16 protein-coding genes and 1 pseudogene are annotated in these 15,771 nt (G+C 35.8%); 2 read left to right on the top strand and 15 right to left on the bottom strand.

Annotation, left to right across the window (positions count from 1 at the left end):
* Nucleotides 1–59 precede the first annotated feature (59 nt).
* From ACFJIZ_RS10935 to ACFJIZ_RS10865, 15 genes and pseudogenes are all read right to left on the bottom strand, one after another.
* A pseudogene (locus ACFJIZ_RS10935) lies at nucleotides 60–1,078 on the bottom strand (DegT/DnrJ/EryC1/StrS family aminotransferase).
* Nucleotides 1,075–1,440 (bottom strand): sugar 3,4-ketoisomerase, encoded by a 366-nt coding sequence (locus ACFJIZ_RS10930; protein ID WP_379093557.1) that lies wholly within the window; start codon nucleotides 1,438–1,440, stop codon nucleotides 1,075–1,077. Before ACFJIZ_RS10930 ends, ACFJIZ_RS10935 begins: the two are co-directional and overlap by 4 nt.
* Entirely contained in the window at nucleotides 1,428–2,474 is a 1,047-nt protein-coding gene (locus ACFJIZ_RS10925; protein WP_379093554.1) for a hypothetical protein, read from the bottom strand. The genes ACFJIZ_RS10930 and ACFJIZ_RS10925 overlap by 13 nt, the downstream gene beginning before the upstream one ends.
* Before the next feature lie 161 nt (nucleotides 2,475–2,635).
* A complete protein-coding gene (locus ACFJIZ_RS10920; protein WP_379093551.1) occupies nucleotides 2,636–3,286 on the bottom strand; it encodes a class I SAM-dependent methyltransferase in 651 nt (216 codons plus the stop codon).
* On the bottom strand, nucleotides 3,283–4,122 hold the full coding sequence (locus tag ACFJIZ_RS10915) for a methyltransferase, TIGR04325 family (RefSeq protein WP_379093548.1): 840 nt from the start codon (nucleotides 4,120–4,122) through the stop codon (nucleotides 3,283–3,285). Before ACFJIZ_RS10915 ends, ACFJIZ_RS10920 begins: the two co-directional genes overlap by 4 nt.
* A gap of 4 nt (nucleotides 4,123–4,126) precedes the next feature.
* Nucleotides 4,127–4,570 (bottom strand): Wzt carbohydrate-binding domain-containing protein, encoded by a 444-nt coding sequence (locus tag ACFJIZ_RS10910; protein WP_379093545.1) that lies wholly within the window; start codon nucleotides 4,568–4,570, stop codon nucleotides 4,127–4,129.
* Nucleotides 4,533–5,375: an ABC transporter ATP-binding protein gene (locus ACFJIZ_RS10905; RefSeq protein WP_379093542.1), complete on the bottom strand. Its 843-nt coding sequence runs from the start codon at nucleotides 5,373–5,375 to the stop codon at nucleotides 4,533–4,535. Before ACFJIZ_RS10905 ends, ACFJIZ_RS10910 begins: the two co-directional genes overlap by 38 nt.
* On the bottom strand, nucleotides 5,363–5,794 hold the full coding sequence (locus tag ACFJIZ_RS10900) for a four helix bundle protein (RefSeq protein WP_379093540.1): 432 nt from the start codon (nucleotides 5,792–5,794) through the stop codon (nucleotides 5,363–5,365). Before ACFJIZ_RS10900 ends, ACFJIZ_RS10905 begins: the two co-directional genes overlap by 13 nt.
* A 58-nt stretch (nucleotides 5,795–5,852) precedes the next feature.
* Nucleotides 5,853–6,707, bottom strand: a complete 855-nt coding sequence (locus ACFJIZ_RS10895) for an ABC transporter permease (protein ID WP_379093537.1) — start codon at nucleotides 6,705–6,707, stop codon at nucleotides 5,853–5,855.
* Nucleotides 6,708–6,714: 7 nt separating this feature from the next.
* Nucleotides 6,715–7,845: a glycosyltransferase family 4 protein gene (locus ACFJIZ_RS10890; protein ID WP_379093534.1), complete on the bottom strand. Its 1,131-nt coding sequence runs from the start codon at nucleotides 7,843–7,845 to the stop codon at nucleotides 6,715–6,717.
* The gene (asnB, locus tag ACFJIZ_RS10885) at nucleotides 7,835–9,625 is read right to left on the bottom strand and encodes an asparagine synthase (glutamine-hydrolyzing) (protein WP_379093531.1); all 1,791 of its coding nucleotides are present in this window, start codon (nucleotides 9,623–9,625) and stop codon (nucleotides 7,835–7,837) included. The genes ACFJIZ_RS10890 and asnB overlap by 11 nt, the downstream gene beginning before the upstream one ends.
* Before the next feature lie 122 nt (nucleotides 9,626–9,747).
* Nucleotides 9,748–10,254, bottom strand: coding sequence for a UpxY family transcription antiterminator (locus ACFJIZ_RS10880; RefSeq protein WP_379093528.1), 507 nt, complete (start codon nucleotides 10,252–10,254; stop codon nucleotides 9,748–9,750).
* A gap of 153 nt (nucleotides 10,255–10,407) precedes the next feature.
* Complete coding sequence (locus ACFJIZ_RS10875) at nucleotides 10,408–11,586, bottom strand: polysaccharide biosynthesis tyrosine autokinase (RefSeq protein ID WP_379093525.1); 1,179 nt, start codon at nucleotides 11,584–11,586, stop codon at nucleotides 10,408–10,410.
* Complete coding sequence (locus ACFJIZ_RS10870; RefSeq protein WP_379093522.1) at nucleotides 11,558–12,817, bottom strand: GumC family protein; 1,260 nt, start codon at nucleotides 12,815–12,817, stop codon at nucleotides 11,558–11,560. Before ACFJIZ_RS10870 ends, ACFJIZ_RS10875 begins: the two co-directional genes overlap by 29 nt.
* Nucleotides 12,817–13,629 (bottom strand): polysaccharide biosynthesis/export family protein, encoded by an 813-nt coding sequence (locus ACFJIZ_RS10865; protein ID WP_379093519.1) that lies wholly within the window; start codon nucleotides 13,627–13,629, stop codon nucleotides 12,817–12,819. The genes ACFJIZ_RS10870 and ACFJIZ_RS10865 overlap by 1 nt, the downstream gene beginning before the upstream one ends.
* A gap of 592 nt (nucleotides 13,630–14,221) precedes the next feature.
* On the opposite strand from ACFJIZ_RS10865, the gene ACFJIZ_RS10860 reads away from it, so the two are divergent.
* A complete protein-coding gene (locus tag ACFJIZ_RS10860) occupies nucleotides 14,222–14,617 on the top strand; it encodes a hypothetical protein (protein ID WP_379093516.1) in 396 nt (131 codons plus the stop codon).
* A 459-nt stretch (nucleotides 14,618–15,076) separates the two neighbouring features.
* A complete protein-coding gene (locus tag ACFJIZ_RS10855) occupies nucleotides 15,077–15,577 on the top strand; it encodes a hypothetical protein (protein ID WP_379093513.1) in 501 nt (166 codons plus the stop codon).
* The last annotated feature ends 194 nt before the right edge of the window (nucleotides 15,578–15,771 follow it).

Below are 15,771 nucleotides of genomic sequence, written 5' to 3'. Positions count from 1 at the left end.
AATAGCCGAACTCACAAATCTCACTTCATCAACTGTTGACGAAAAAGAGATGGGAAGACTTAACGTTGTTTGATGGAATTAGTTCTGAAATTGGAAAAGATTGATTCTCCAATTTCATCTAGATAGCCTTTTTGTTTGTTTGGTGCTAAGGGATAATGGATTTCCGTTTTAATACCCTTGTTCAAAAGATATTCTTTTAACTGATCTCTTTGCTCACATCTTACATTAAAGATATGATAAGCATCACTGATGTTTTCCTGTTGAACAGGTAAAATGATATTTGGATTGGTGATATTGTTTAAATAAACGTTTGCCAATTCTTTTTTATAAGCGTTGAGCCTGTCGAGGTCTTTGAGTTTTACCCTTAAAAAAGCGGCTTGTAACTCATCCAGCCTACTGTTGATGCCGATATAATCGTTGTAATATTTTTTGTGGGAACCGTAATTTCTTAAGGCCCTTAACTTAATGGCAAGTTCCTCATTATCTGTTACAATTGCACCAGCATCACCCAAAGCTCCCAAATTTTTTGTAGGATAAAAGCTAAATGCCCCAAATAGCCCCCAAGTACCAGTCATTTTGTTGTTTACGGTGGCCCCATGAGATTGCGCACAGTCTTCTATAACAGGAATTTGATGTTGATTGGCTATGGCCATAATGGCTTCCATTTCGCATGGTTTACCATATAAATGCACCACCATAATGGCTTTGGTATTGCTGTTGATGTTTGCTTCGAGCAGATCAGGATTGATGTTATAGGTTTCAATTTTGGGTTCTATCAAAACTGGCTTCAAACCTGCATTTACAATACTGGTGATGGTGGCGATATAGGTGTTTGCAGGTACCAAGACTTCAGATCCTTGGGCAGTTCGAGTGCGAGCAGCGAAAGATACAAGGCATCGAGTCCTGAGGCCAATCCGATACAATGCTTGCTGCCACAATATTGAGCAAATTCTTCTTCAAACAATTTTACCTGTTCGCCAAGAATATACCATCCTTTGGCCAAGAAGTTAGTTAATACTTGTTGAAACTCTTGTTCATAAGGCTGATTTACCAACCTTAAATTTTCATATTCTATCATGTGTAAGGCTCGTAAATATAATCTTGAGGATCAAAATAAGCTGAGGCAAGTACCATTAATATGGCATCTTCACTAAACTGGTCCATGGTATGCCAATCTTCTGGGTTGATCATCAAACACTTTGAAGGATGATCCAGTAAGAAAGCTTCTTCTGATTTGCCATTATGATTGTTGATCCGGCAGCTGCCCTGTATGCAGATGGCTGCCTGAATGGTTTGGTGATGTCGATGTCCACCTCGAACCGAGTCGTCAACACCGTAGATATAAAATATCCTCTTGATATCAAAAGGAATAACTCTTTCGATGACTGTTAAATTACCCCTACTATCGGTAAAGGTTTTAAGATCTATTAGTTCTGCCACTTTAAATAATTACGTAAACGGATTAGGTTAGTTTTGATCTTCAGGTTAAAAAACAGCACTTTTTTTGAAGAAAGGACAATCGCACCTATTTCAGTGCGTAAGATGAACTGTAAAATATTACTGCTTTTCGAATTGATATTGATCCTTATCACAGCTTTATCCCCCAATTGGTTGATTTGTTTATTGTACTTATAGAGTGCAAGGATGTATGTTGAATAAACTTTCTTGACGCCAATAGAAATCCCATTGATCTCATAGCCTTGCAAGCCATGTGTTACACATCTATCATTGATCCTTAGGCTATGGAAATGATAATAGATCAAGGGTTTGTTGCCTATAAGGAAGGAATCATTTGAAACAGTAATGGCTGTATCAGATATGTTCCAAGGTGCCCGACCGCAAGTTTTGAGGTCGATAGATTTTACATGATCAAAATTCTGCTGCCAATCATCTAAATATTTTTGATCGGCATAATAGCCAGTTTTTTCGTCTTGATAATCATAACACCAAGTGATACATTTCTCTTTCCAGTCTTTTAAAACTGAAAGACCGTTTATTGTATTTGGAAACGACTGAAAACTCACATTGTATTTTCCATATCTAGCTAAATCTTGTAATCGAGATGAAAAATCATGAGGAGTAATGAGTACCGCATCCTTATCATAGCTACTGAAGATTTCGGCTGGTGTGGCATAAAAATAGATGTCAGAATCAAGGGTAGTTATTCGATCACAATCCTTAAAATTCTCGAGAATGTAAAGCGGTAGGATAGGACTTAACGTAAAGTAATATTCAACCTTGCTGCGATTATTTTTGGCTGCCGATAATTCTGGGTAGAATCCTTCAAGTTGGCTTAGGGTTAATACGGTAATGTTATCTCGCTTGTGCTTTGCAAAATAGTCTACTACGTTCTCGTCTAAGGCCAGAATATATAAAGAATAGCTATTGTTTAAAACACGGTCTAGCGACTCGATTAAACACAGACCTCTACTTAAATAATTTTGGTCAAATAAGGTGGCAAAATGGCATATCATTTTTTTCTTCCCTCTATAAATAATGAGTCTGGCTTTCTAACGATTTTATCTTTGGCATCTAATTCATATTGAGCCCAGTCTGGGTCCCACTTTCAAATGCATTTTTTATGGTAATGTCTTTAAAACCCAATTGTTTTAAGATGTAGGTTAAAGAATAACGGTCATACATCCATTGATGGATTTCTCCGCTTTGATCTAAAGTGGCCAATTTCTTCTTGTTTGTTTTTCTTACGTGAAAATAGGGCGCGTAGTTCTCTTAAAATCCTATTGATGATTTTTCGTAGGGTAATTTTTCTTTTCGTCTTTATTTTTGGTGTTTTCGCACTCGCTCTTAACATCCTGCCTTCTTCGCCAATTCTTTCATATACAAAATCCTCGTTTATGATCTGGTCTTGAAATAGATATTTACCCATCTCTCCACCACTATGGTTTCTTACGGTTTGGTCGTACATTTCAATCAAAAGCCAATCGTAATTGGCACGGATGTTTTCATCATCAGGATTTGCAATGCCTAGCTCTAGGTATTTGAGATACAACCTTGCAATTTGTTCAAGATCTGGAATAGCAATTCTAATTATGGCATCGGGTTTCAGTACTCGATAACATTCTTTAAGAAAAGCAGGGGCATCTGATTTCGAAAAATGTTCTAAAACATGAGAATGATAGACTACATCAAAACTATGGTCGTCAAATGGAATCCCATTTAAGAGATTGTGCCCAATTACATGCTCACCAGTAGAGGTAAAATCTAAATTGGTCCAAACTTCGTCTTTGGAATAATGATAACCACAACCAAGATTTAGATATTTCATGTCTTTGGAGGCTTAGTTTCTTCGATTTTTTTAAAAAAGAATCCCTTCCAAATGAAATTGATACCATACTTATGAAAAGCTGGGTCGCAATAACTTGAAAAATCAGTAATTAGGTTATATTGGGTTTTGAAGCTATTGATTAAATTTTGCTCACTAAAAAATCGGCAGGGATAACTCGCTTCATAAATTTCTTTTGGTACTGTCTGTACGGTAAAAATATCGGCTGCTATGTTATTTGATACACTGGTACGGTCTAGCAATATATTTTGAACACCGTGATCTATAGCTTCTTTTATAATGGCTTCAGGATTTTGAACATATTGCAACACACTTGAAAATAAAACAACATGTGGCTGATGCTTAAATGCTTCTTTTAATGAATATTCAAACATTAAGACCTCATTTTGGAACTCTTTTTTCCCAATCTCTACAAAATGGCTTTGTTCAACAATGATCCATTTGATGTTGATATTTTTTAACCATGCTCTATTTTGGAAATAAGTAGAGCCAAGGCTACCTCCAAAATCAACTAATGTGAGCGAGTTGTTATTTTCTAAGGCAATCTTTTGTAGGATGGACAGTAAAGGCCAAGAGTATTGGATTTCATCAAATAATACAGAATCCCTTTCGTAAACTACCTTGCCATCCCGTACTGCTCTCGAAGAGTCCAATACCTTTTGCAGTATACCCTCATCATCATATCCAACCGATTTTTCTTCGGCCTCTGCCCAACTTGTAAAAGGCTTTGACCACATTTCAATGGGTTTAGCATTAAACATAGACCTTTTTAGCCCTAAAGCGATTGGTGGGATAAGATTTTTTATAAATTGTTTCAACTGTTTATTCCCCGCTTAATAAGTTTGAAGAAGCTACCATAGAACCTGCGTGTACCGAGAAAGGAAATGTTCTTTCTGGAGTAGGTGAATCAAAAGTCTCAAAACCAAGTTGGTCATCGATCCAATCGTACATGATCAGTTCACTAGCTCCTAACCAGGCATAAAGTGTATAGGTATCCGGAATCAGATTGTTTAAAGTGATGTTACACTCGTATATCTTACCCTTATGGTTGAAGTTAATGAACTGCTTAAATGAAGGAAAAGCCTCCATCAATGTTACACCGATACTATTTTTAACCCCAAAAGCGACATAGGCAGGTAGGGTATCGATAATACTGTCTACTTCAAATTTGATGTTTAAGGTGTAAGTAGGTTGTGCGCCAGTTAAACTAAGGTCAATTTTAGAAAAACTAGGTTCGGATTTTTTTATTTCTAACCCAAGTATCATTTAAATACTGAGCCTGGTTTTTTTGATAAAATTTAACGGCTTCGTTGGCGGTAGAATTGAAAACTACTTTGCCGTTGTTCAACACAATTCCTTTATTGCACAACTCAATAACTGCATGCATATTGTGGCTTACGAATAGTACTGTTCTCCCTTCTCCTTTACTTACCTCACCCATTTTACCCAAACACTTTTTTTGGAACTCTGCATCACCAACGGCCAAAACTTCATCTACAATCAGGATTTCACTTTCTAAGTGGGCAGCTACTGCAAATGCCAAACGCACATACATACCCGAACTGTATCTTTTAACAGGAGTATCGATATAACGTTCAACACCAGCAAAATCTACAATTTCATCAAATTTTCGTTTGATCTCGTGCTTGCGCATGCCCAAAATGGCTCCATTTAAAAAAATGTTTTCCCTACCGGAGAGTTCAGGGTGGAAACCTGTACCAACTTCCAATAGACTGGCAATCCGTCCTTTACCACTAATTTTGCCTGTAGTAGGGCCCGTAACTTTACTTAAAATCTTTAATAATGTGCTTTTTCCTGCTCCATTTCTACCGATAATGCCCACAGCATCACCTTGCTGAATTTCAAAATTTAGGTCCTTTAAACTCCATACAATATCGCTAGCACCTTTTGTACTACGGTCGTTTGTTTCGCCGATTCGTAAAAATGGATCTTCTTTGCCTCGGATTTTTGCATACCATCTTTCCAGGTCACGGCTAATGGTACCGGTGCCAATTTCTCCCAGTTGGTAAGCTTTGCTCAAGTTTTCTGCTTTGATGGCTATGTTTGACATGTGATAAAAGGGTTAAGGCTAAGGTTAAGATTGAGGATAAGGCTAAACTGCCTAACCTGATGAACTAAACTTAAGCTCTTGATCAGTTTATTTAGCTCGAAATGGATTTTTTCGTTAATTTTTATTAATTCCTCAACTTTATTTTTATCAAAATACCCTACGTTTTTACCATATAATAATTGGCTTTTTGATTCCAATAAGGAACCTCTGGATATGATGTAGAAACGTTTTTTATCTAATTTAGTTTCTCTACCAAAACCCTCAGCCAAATTATCGGATATAGAAACTGATGATCTACGGATTTGAGAAGTCAGTGCATAATCCTCTCTTTTTGGAAGATTGTTTGTTAAATTAAAAATTTGCACAGCGTAATCCATTGCTAATTTCCAAACCGACATTTCTGTAAAATCATTATACATGTTTGGGTATTTTTAGTCTATTATTTTTTATTCGGCACCAACCTTAATCTCAATCTTATTATACAGTATCAACAAATGTTTTCTCTACTTTGTTAAATATAATGGTGCCAAAAACTAAAAATATAAGGGTAACCAGAGTAGAATAACCCAAACTGCCCCAGCTAAATGCACCTTCGCCTAAGAAGCCATATCGAAATGTTTCGATAATTGGAGTCATCGGGTTATATTCAATCAACCAACTATAGGTTGGGTATTTTGCAATGGCAGTAGATAGGGGATAGATAACTGTGGTGGCGTACATCAACAATTGTACACCAAAGCCTACTAAAAAGGCCAAATCTCTATACTTTGTGGTCATGGCGGAAATGATCATGCCTGCACCTAAACCCAACAACGCCATTAAAGCAACCACAACAGGGAAAAGTACAATGGCCCAGCTGATGTTGAAATGTGCACCATTGAAATAATAATAGGCCATAAAGACAAGAAATAGGATCATCTGCACCCCAAAACGAACAAGGTTACTCACTACAATACTTAAAGGCATGATCAGTCTAGGAAAATAGACCTTTCCAAAAATACTGGCATTGTCCTTAAAAACTGTCGAAGTTTTGGTTAAACAATCAGCAAAATAATTCCAGGCTGTGATACCGGCCATGTAGAACAATGGTTTTGGTAGTCCATCTGTAGAAATGCCAGCTAGGTTACCGAAAATGAAAGTAAAAATAATGGTGGTAAATAAAGGTTGGATAAAAAACCATAGTGGCCCAAGGATAGTCTGTTTGTAGAACGAAACAAAATCACGGCGAACCAATAAGCCTAACAGGTCTCGATAAGCCCATACTTCTTTGAGTTTAAGATCTAAAAGGTCATTTTTTGGTGCTATTTCCCAATTTTCTTCGTTTTTACTCATGGTGCTTTCAACAAGTTGATCCGTTTAAAATAATATTTTTGAGGTGTTCGCGGTATTTCTCATAATTAAATACCTCATATACATTTTTTTGTAAAGTCAATTTCTCCATGTCGCCAGAAGGTTGGGCCAACAATTCGCTCAATACCTGTTCTACTTCATTGAGGTTATCTGGGTCTACCAATTTGCCCAATTTTCCATTATTTAAAGCATCAACGCTACCATCTTTATTGCCAGCAACAACCTTAAGGCCACTTGCCATGGCCTCAATAAATACAATGCCAAAACCTTCTTTTTTACTTGGCATCACAAATATGTCCGAGAGTAAAAAATGATCGCTTATTTCGGCCTCATCCACAAAACCAATCAATTTAATGTGCTTCCCAATTTTATATTCCGCAATGAGTTTCTCTAATCTGGCTTGTTCTTCCTCATCGGCCTTCCCAGCTAAGAGAAATACAATATTGGGGTCTTTTTCTACCAGTTTCGGCAATATTTTAATGACATTGTCATAACCCTTATACTTTTCTGTGGAAGATAACCTTGACAAGGAAATTAAAACAGTGTTGTCAATCGTGAGGTTATATCTTTTAAGTAAGGGTTTGGGTTTACTAAAGTCGTTGGGGAAATAATAAAAAGATTCTAGACAATTATTTAGTACTTCTATCTTATTGTCGGCGATTTTATGTTCACTTTTTATTTTTTCTTTGGTATAATGGCTTACAGCAAAGATCTTATCTAATCTGTTGAGTGCCTTAAGTTTCGTTTCTGGTAATTTCCGCCAGATTTCTATGCCATGTGCAATTAAATAGACTTTTGTTTTTGGACTAAATCTTTTGATCAGATAACCAATGGACAATAAGTTGATGTGGCTTAACAACACAACGTCAGACTGCATGCCCTTTAATAAGGATTTGATAACAAAATATTTCCGGTTACCATCAAAAGCTACATATTGTTGTTTTCTTAAATATCTCGAATCGCGGTTAAAGTTCTTATCATACATGCAGTGAACGGTAGGGGTAACCAGCTCATCTTGGCTCAAGTCGTATAAAGACCTACAAATGGTTCTACAGACTTTTTCTATACCTCCAGTAAACCCAAATACCTTTAAGGTTAAAAACAATACTTTATGAGCCATGGAATATTTTATATAAAGCAAATGCAGATGACCAATGCAAGTTATTTTCGTTGAAAGCAGTAACCAGTTTTTTCGCTCTTTTGTTCTGATATAAATCAGGAGAGGAGATTTCCTTATTTTTTCTCATCCACTCTTGAAAAGGGAAAGTAAAGCCCATTTTAGATCTATTCCACGTTTCTTCGGGTAGTTCATCTTTATAAGCTTCAATCAGCAAGCGTTTTTTCTGTAGCTCGCCATAGCGGATAGAAGGGTGGATAGAGGTGACCAAATTGATAAAATTGATATCCAAAAATGGAACCCTAGCTTCTACACCATGGCTCATGCTCATAAAATCAGTGTCCTTTAACAATTGGTTTTGCATGTACATATTCATTTCAAACCAACTTGCCCGCTCTTCGTCATTCAAGAATTTAATGCTGTCATCTAAAGGGATATTCTGCAGACAGTTGATTACCGTTTGGATATCTATATCTAACAGGTCGGCAATAATATCAGGTGTATATAATCCCCTCAAGCATAAATATTCACCAACTGGAGATTGAAAACTCAAATAATATAATCTTCTCAGTTTGATGTTTTTTAAAAACCTTGCTGATTTGATCATCTCTCTGCTCAGCTTGCTAAAGTTCTGAATTTTTCTGATCCGATCAAAAGATGGATATCCTCCAAAAAGTTCATCGGCCCCTAAACCAGAGAGTACAGATTTGATTCCATTTTCTTTAGCACATTTACAGATAAACCAAGTATTGATCCCATCATTTGTTGGTTGGTCCATGTTATTTAAAACGTTATCAAAATTATGGACAAAATCTCTATACGTAATGGTATGTTCTTGATGATTAGAGGCAACCCGTTGTGAAATTACTTTTCGATGCGAGCTTTCAGAAAAATCTATCTCATCAAAATTGGCAGAGATAGAAGTCAGGTTTCCTTTGGCATATTTGTCTGCCAACAAAGTGATGATACTCGAATCCAGTCCTCCACTAAATAATACGCCAATAGAAGTATCGGAAATCAGTTGGAATTTGATCGCTTTCGTTAATTCTTCCCTTACTCCTGCTATAGCTTCATTTTCATCGAGAATTTTTATGGCAGTTTTAAACTGATGGTAGGAGTGAATTTTATAAGATCGATCGTGTAGCTGATATTTTAAAAAACTGCCTTTTGGTAAACTATATACATTTTTTAAGGTCGTAAAAGGTTCTGGTATATGACCAAAGGCCAGATAGTAGATTTTCCAGTTTTCGTTGGTCTGCTGTTTAAAGCCAGTATGCTCAAAGGCTTTAACCTCTGAGGCAAATGAGAATTGATGTGCATCTGCACTATAGTAAAGCGGTTTTATTCCACTTTGGTCCCTTACTAAATACACACAGTTTTTCGACTTGTCGTGTATACAAAAAGCAAAGATTCCATTTAACTTGTTAAAGGCTTCCTCACCCCAACATTGATAGGCTTTGATAATAACTTCAGTATCTGTATCTGTTTTAAACGTAAAGCCTTCTTTAATTAACTCTTCTCTTAAAATCTTGAAATTATAGATTTCTCCATTGTGGGTAATCACTATATTCTCATCATCACTGAACATTGGCATGTGGCCGGCCAGGCTTAGATCCAAAATAGCCAACCTCCTGTTGCCTAGACATACCATGGTGTCTGTGTCTACAGTATATCCAAAATCATCCGGACCGCCATGTATCATACTATTACACATTAAGGTGATATAGTGTTTAAGTTGGTCGACCGAAAATTCTTTAGTAATTATTCCTGCAATTCTGCACATTTTTGGTTTGTTAAAGTAGGCCCCTTACATGGATTGGATTAGCAAATAAACCGATTTGCGCAAACATAGCTTCGCCCTCTCAGTTACATTAACTTTTAGTTAACTAGCTGATTTTGTATGTCTTATCTAATTGGCTCTATAAATGCCAAAGATGTATTAATTGTAATAGAATAACCTAGGTTTTGTAACCTTAATATTATTCCTTTTTTGTTTTTTAAAGATACTAATTCTGCTACAATTCCTTTAAATGGGCCGGCTTTAATTAAAACTTTTTCTCCCAATGAAACTTCATGGTCAATTACCTCAAGGTCAGTTGCATTTGCCAATAATAACCTTAGATCTTCAAGTTGTTTATCGGGTATTGCGGCAATTTTTCCAGAAAAATAAATAAAACGGCTAATGCCTGGTGTAGTCAATACTTCTGTATATTCTTTGGCCGAAATATAAATGAAAAGATAAGATTTGAGCAAGGGCTCTTCTACGATCTTCTTACGGTCACTCCATTGTTTAACCGTTTTTTTTAAAGGTAAGTAAGAAGTGATCTGTTTTTTGTTTAATTCAAGTTGTGTTTTTTTTTCAGCACGAGATCTCGTATATATTGGATACCATTTATACGTATTGTCTATCATATGTAGTTCTGATTTTAAAAATGTTATCCTAAAAGAAGAACCTCTGACCTAGAGATTCTTCAAAAATTAAAAGGATTACAAAGTGCCCTTTAACAAAAGTTAATCATAAACAATTTTGATGTTGTCTTGTTTAAATAATCAACTTTTTTGGGCCTATTTGTCTTTTTTCTTCCAGAATTCCCACCATTTTTTAGGGTCATCGTAATAGCCAGAACCAGCATAACCAGAATAATCAGAATAATAATACGTGCTGTTACCACCACCACGAGCATAATCGGTGGTATAGTAGTTAGAGTGTAGCGCATCATCTCCAAATGCATTTAATACAATTGCCCAGTTGCTCAAACCATATTCACGAGAAAGTCTTTCTGGTATGGCCGCAGCTCTGAATTGCGATTTGCCTGATCTAATTACAAATATGTTCACGTCCGATTGGCGGATCAGTGGGATGGCATCAGAAACCAGACCTACAGGAGCCGTATCTATCAACACGTAATCATATTTAGGCGTCAGGATCTCTAATAACTTCTTCATAGATTCAGTATGCAATAACTCAGAAGGGTTAGGGGGTACCGGACCAGAAGGAATGAAATCTATATTATGTACTTCATCATGGATAGTCACCTCTTCTAATGTTTTTTGGCCAGATAAGTAAGAGCTTAAACCTACTTTGTTATTGCTTCCAAAAACTTTATGCAATTTAGATCTACGTAAATCGGCTGCGATCAACACCACTTTCTTATCAATCAAAGCAAGTGTACCAGCTAGATTAACGGTAACAAACGATTTTCCTTCTCCCGAAACCTCAGAAGTAACACAAATGGTTTTACTCTTTTTATTTGCCGCCAGAAAACTCAGGTTGGTTCTAACAGAACGCACTGACTCGGCAAAAACAGATTTGGGTTTGGCTAGAGATAAAGCTTGTCTGTTGTCTTTGTCAATATACTCTGGGAATTTCCTGATTACCCCTATAATAGGTGTATTGGTTAAAGCTTCAACGGTTTCCTTGTCATAAATATATGGATTTAAGAAACGAACCAACAAAATGAGGCCAAAACCACAAGCAAGGCCCACCATAGCAGCAAAAGTATAAATTTTTTGTTTGTCTGGCGAGGTCGGATATTCGTGAGATTGAGGGCTGGCCAAGTTCACAATGACTGCGCCAGCAACCACTCCTGAGGCATTCAATTCGGATTCTAATTTCTTCTCTGATAAAAGCGATAAGTATTTGTTGTTTACATCAAAACTAGATTGGAATTGTATATAATCTTTCTCTTTATCAGGAATTTGATCAAGCTTTCCTTTAACTTCTGCAATCTGACCATTTAACAAAGTAATTGTTCTTTGATTTCGTTGTTTTAATGACCTGATATTGCTCTGGATCACATTTCTGATTCTCTCCTATTTGTTGATCTATGTCTTTGATTGGTTGGGCCGTAGGTTGAAACTGTTGTAGTTTATTTTCTCTTGCAAGAACCAGTGTATTGTACTGGGCAATTAAACCACTCAATAAGGTTCCGATATTGCCTTCAATGTCAAGGTTCATTTCAATTTTGCCAGAATTGGAAGCCACCTGACTTTCTAATTGATTGATACCGATCATCTCAATATCCAAAGCAATTTTTTGACTTTCAAATTGCCCCAACTTGCTAATATTGGTCTGAGCATTACTATTTAAGTCAACAATTTTATTTTTGCTCTTGAAACTAGCAAGTTTTGCACCTGCGGTATCAGCTTCTCTTTTCAAAAAGCCCATTTGCTTCTCTATAAACTCTACCGTTTGTCTAGCTGAACGTCTCCTTTGGGTAATGTCATATTTGACATATTCCTTCATGATCTCGTTTAGAAAATCTGCAGCAAATACAGGGTTGCCATCGGTAATATTTACAGACATTACATTCGTAAATCTTCCAGCTTCACTTGTACTAATGGATGACCTTCCTAAAAAATCCATTTTTGTATTGAACTTGAAACTGTATTGTCCAGGAGGAATAGGGCTTGTAATCTTAAAGGCCATGTTTCCTTCTTCGATCAGCTGTCTATAATTATATTTCTTTTTTGGACTTTTGGGGTTTTCGGTATAGGTAAGATAAAAACTAGAATTGTTAATCGGTTCTACGTTGTATAATGCCCTGCCAAAGTTTACAGAATCCTGTTTGATAATTTCTATCGCAAATGGCTTATTAGGATAGGTTTCAGTACTTCTGATCCTTCCTTTAATATAATAAGAGATTTTATAGTCAAGATTGCCTATTGCATTTAGCAATACGTCACTACTTTGCATTACATAACCCTCTGCCTGTATCCTATCAGTATAACTGTAGGCCTGTGTACTTATACCCTGAGTGGTAGAAATGGATGGATTATTCTCTTTTAATTGTAATTGGCCAGAAGTAGAATAAATTGGAGGCGTATATAGTAGATTGATTCTAGCAATGATCAATGCGATTACTACACAGCCAGCAATCCAGTACCAACGGCTAAAAAAAACCTTAAATATTTTATAAAAATCTATGTCCTGCCTTACAGACTTAGGAATAGGAGAAGTTTCTAGATTATTCATTATCTTGTAAAGGTAAATATTAGCACAGCAAGGTTGATCACAACTAGTAAGGGTTGTACAATATTATTGAAACTCTGTAGTTTCTGACCTAGTACAACGCTCTTAGTAGGCTGTATAACAATGATATCATTGTTCTGTAAGATTAATTTTTTACTGGCCAAGCTGTTTATATCATTCAAATTTACATAAATTGTTTCTGGTCTAGCCTTATCGCCACGGATAATTTTCAACGTTTTTGGGTCGGCCTCTTTGGTAATACCACCAGCTTGACCAATGATCTCTATCAGATTGGTATTGTCTCTTTCCAATAAATAATTACCTTGGTTGCTAAATTCGCCAAGCAAGGTCACCTTAACGTTTACAATTGAAACCTCGATGATTGGTTTTTTTAATTGATCTTTCTCATAGATCTGTTGAAGCTTTGCGGTTGCTTCTTTTCTGGTCAGGCCAACAATAGAAACCCTGCCAATGGCAGGTAAATTTACAGTGCCATCATTATCAACAGGATAGGTAATTACATTTGCATCATTAGCCCCCACACCTCTATTGGCAGTATTACCCCCAACTGCACCAAACTCTTGGTCTTGTAGATTTCTTACAGCAATCACATCATTTACCTTGATACGGTAATAAATGTCTCCTAAACCTTGGTCATTTACGACATAGACATGTTTGATGGTATCGGTTACATTGTCGGTTGGTGAGTTGAATAACGTTTTTTTCCGACGTGCATTGCTGGCAGAACAGGCAGAAAAAAGTAATGCTATAATAATGAGAGATAATAAGTTTTTGAGAAAAGTTGCTTTTTGCATGATTTGATGCTCCTAATATTGAGAATAGGTTAATTTACGAATAATAATAAAATTCAGCTTAAAGGTGCTGAAAATATGGTAATTAAAAAAGTTAGATTTTAATCTTTTGTGAAATATTAGTTTTGGTGTTTTAACGATGTTTTTAAGCGATTGATAGTGAGTTGTATATCTTTTTTATAGAGGAATGGAATGTTGGTTAATTCTTCATTGTGGATAATTTTTAATTACAGAGTTTTCTGTTGCGTATGGCATCTTTTTAACAGTTATGCCTTGATGCATTTTTACAGGGTTATTGCGTTTCAATTAAAGATATTGATGCATTAAAATAATAGTCCTAAAATTTAGAAGGAAGTTTTTAACTACTCGTGAAAATGGGTATATATTTCCTCATTTGATGGTAGTATGTGTAAAATATTCCCCAAATTAGATTTGCTTTTGAAATATTTTTTATAAAGAAAATAAATGTCATTTAAGGAAATATCAATAGCAGCAATGATTAGCGTGTATTTTGGATTTTCTTTTTTATTTTCGCGGCAAATTACCTATTGGGCATGTTAGTTGAATAAGGGTAAGAAATATTAAGAATTATAATATGCTAAAGTTAAAAGGGGCTGTACTGATCGTCTTTTTTTGTCTACTAAGTTTCAAGAGTTCCGCAACCTGGACTGCCTCTGGATGTGTTTCTGATGATACGGGTTACCTTTATACAGGTAATGCTTACGGAACTACCTACGAAACAACACCTGTTGTTTATGAAACTGGTGTTGGGATATACTGTAATCCAACTTATAACGGAGCTTGTAGGATAAGGTCTAAAACTCAATGTAGACAGTGTACAACAAGGCCGGATAGCAATGGTTGGTATTACCAGAGTGGTCAAGAGTATTACTATATGGCTTGTCCAATTGACGATTATGTGGGTTTTATCTTGGTGGCAATAGCAGGGCTTGGTGTATTTGCAATCCGAAAAGGATTGATCTTCGGCTAAATTAGCCATGTATTTATAGAGGTTGACTAGTGTTTCGGCTAGTCTCTTTTTTGAAATGGTATAGGTCTATGCCATTTTTGATGTTCAATATGATTTCATGTGTCAACTACAATATTGATTTAACTTGTGGTTAAAATTGTAGTCTTTTCTTTGTTGAGTATAGACCGAAAACAAGCTTTGCTTTTTATGAGCTTCTTTTTCAATGAAATTATAGACGGGGTTGTTTTTGGACATGTGTGTAATTTATTGCCCAAATATCCACAAAATAACTGTTGAGCGATTGATTCGTTTTTATCCATTGAAAGTATGTTTAGGTAATTTTCATGTTATATAGCTGTTTAAGCATTTAAACATGTTGTAAATGTTTGATTATGACATAACTTTAATATTTTTAAGCTTTGATGGCATCCATGTTGCCTTAAGCATATTGTAAATTAGCAAGATACTTAAGTGAAATTTTTGAAACTCCTACTTTTTATTTTAATGCCTTTAAGCACTTTTGCTCAGACGTCTGGTACCGGCTGTAGAGTTGATGATAAAGTATATCTAGATTACCTAGGCGATGCTTCTCCATACCATCCCAGCAACCCAAGTAAAAGATTTTATGGGACTAATACATATATCCCGATTTACTATGGATCAGGACATAATCAATACCAAGGCTATCGCTGTGGTTATATCAATATCTATCCTGCCAGTTCATATTGGAATGGGAGTGAAAATGTGCCAATTCCTGCAGAAAATGAAATTACATCAACTACATCTGGTGGTTGCGTAATTGCGACATCATTAGGTGGCTCTGTAATTAGAGAAGGTGATTATGTTTCTTATACCTACAATAAGCCTGGCAAATGTTCAGTGCCACCCGCCGAATTACCTTTAGATGATTATATCTGGGTGGCTTTATTAGCTGTCGGTGCATTTGGGTTCTATACCATGAGAAAGTATAGTTTAGCTTAGTACTATACCCCATTTCACTAAATTTATTTAGGTAGAAAATTAATAGGGTCTTAATTTCATTTTGATGCCCTACAAAACCTATATTTGTTAACTGTATCTAACCCCTTATTACATACAACAATAATTTTGCTTTCTAAATTTTCCTTAAAGTGAAATTTTAAATTATTATTTTAATTTATAATTAAATATTGTTG

The organism is Pedobacter sp. UC225_65 (genome assembly GCF_042698365.1).
Taxonomy (GTDB): Bacteria; Bacteroidota; Bacteroidia; order Sphingobacteriales; family Sphingobacteriaceae; genus Pedobacter.
The sequence above is the reverse complement of the archived record's forward strand: the minus strand, read 5'-3'. Positions and strand labels throughout refer to the sequence as shown.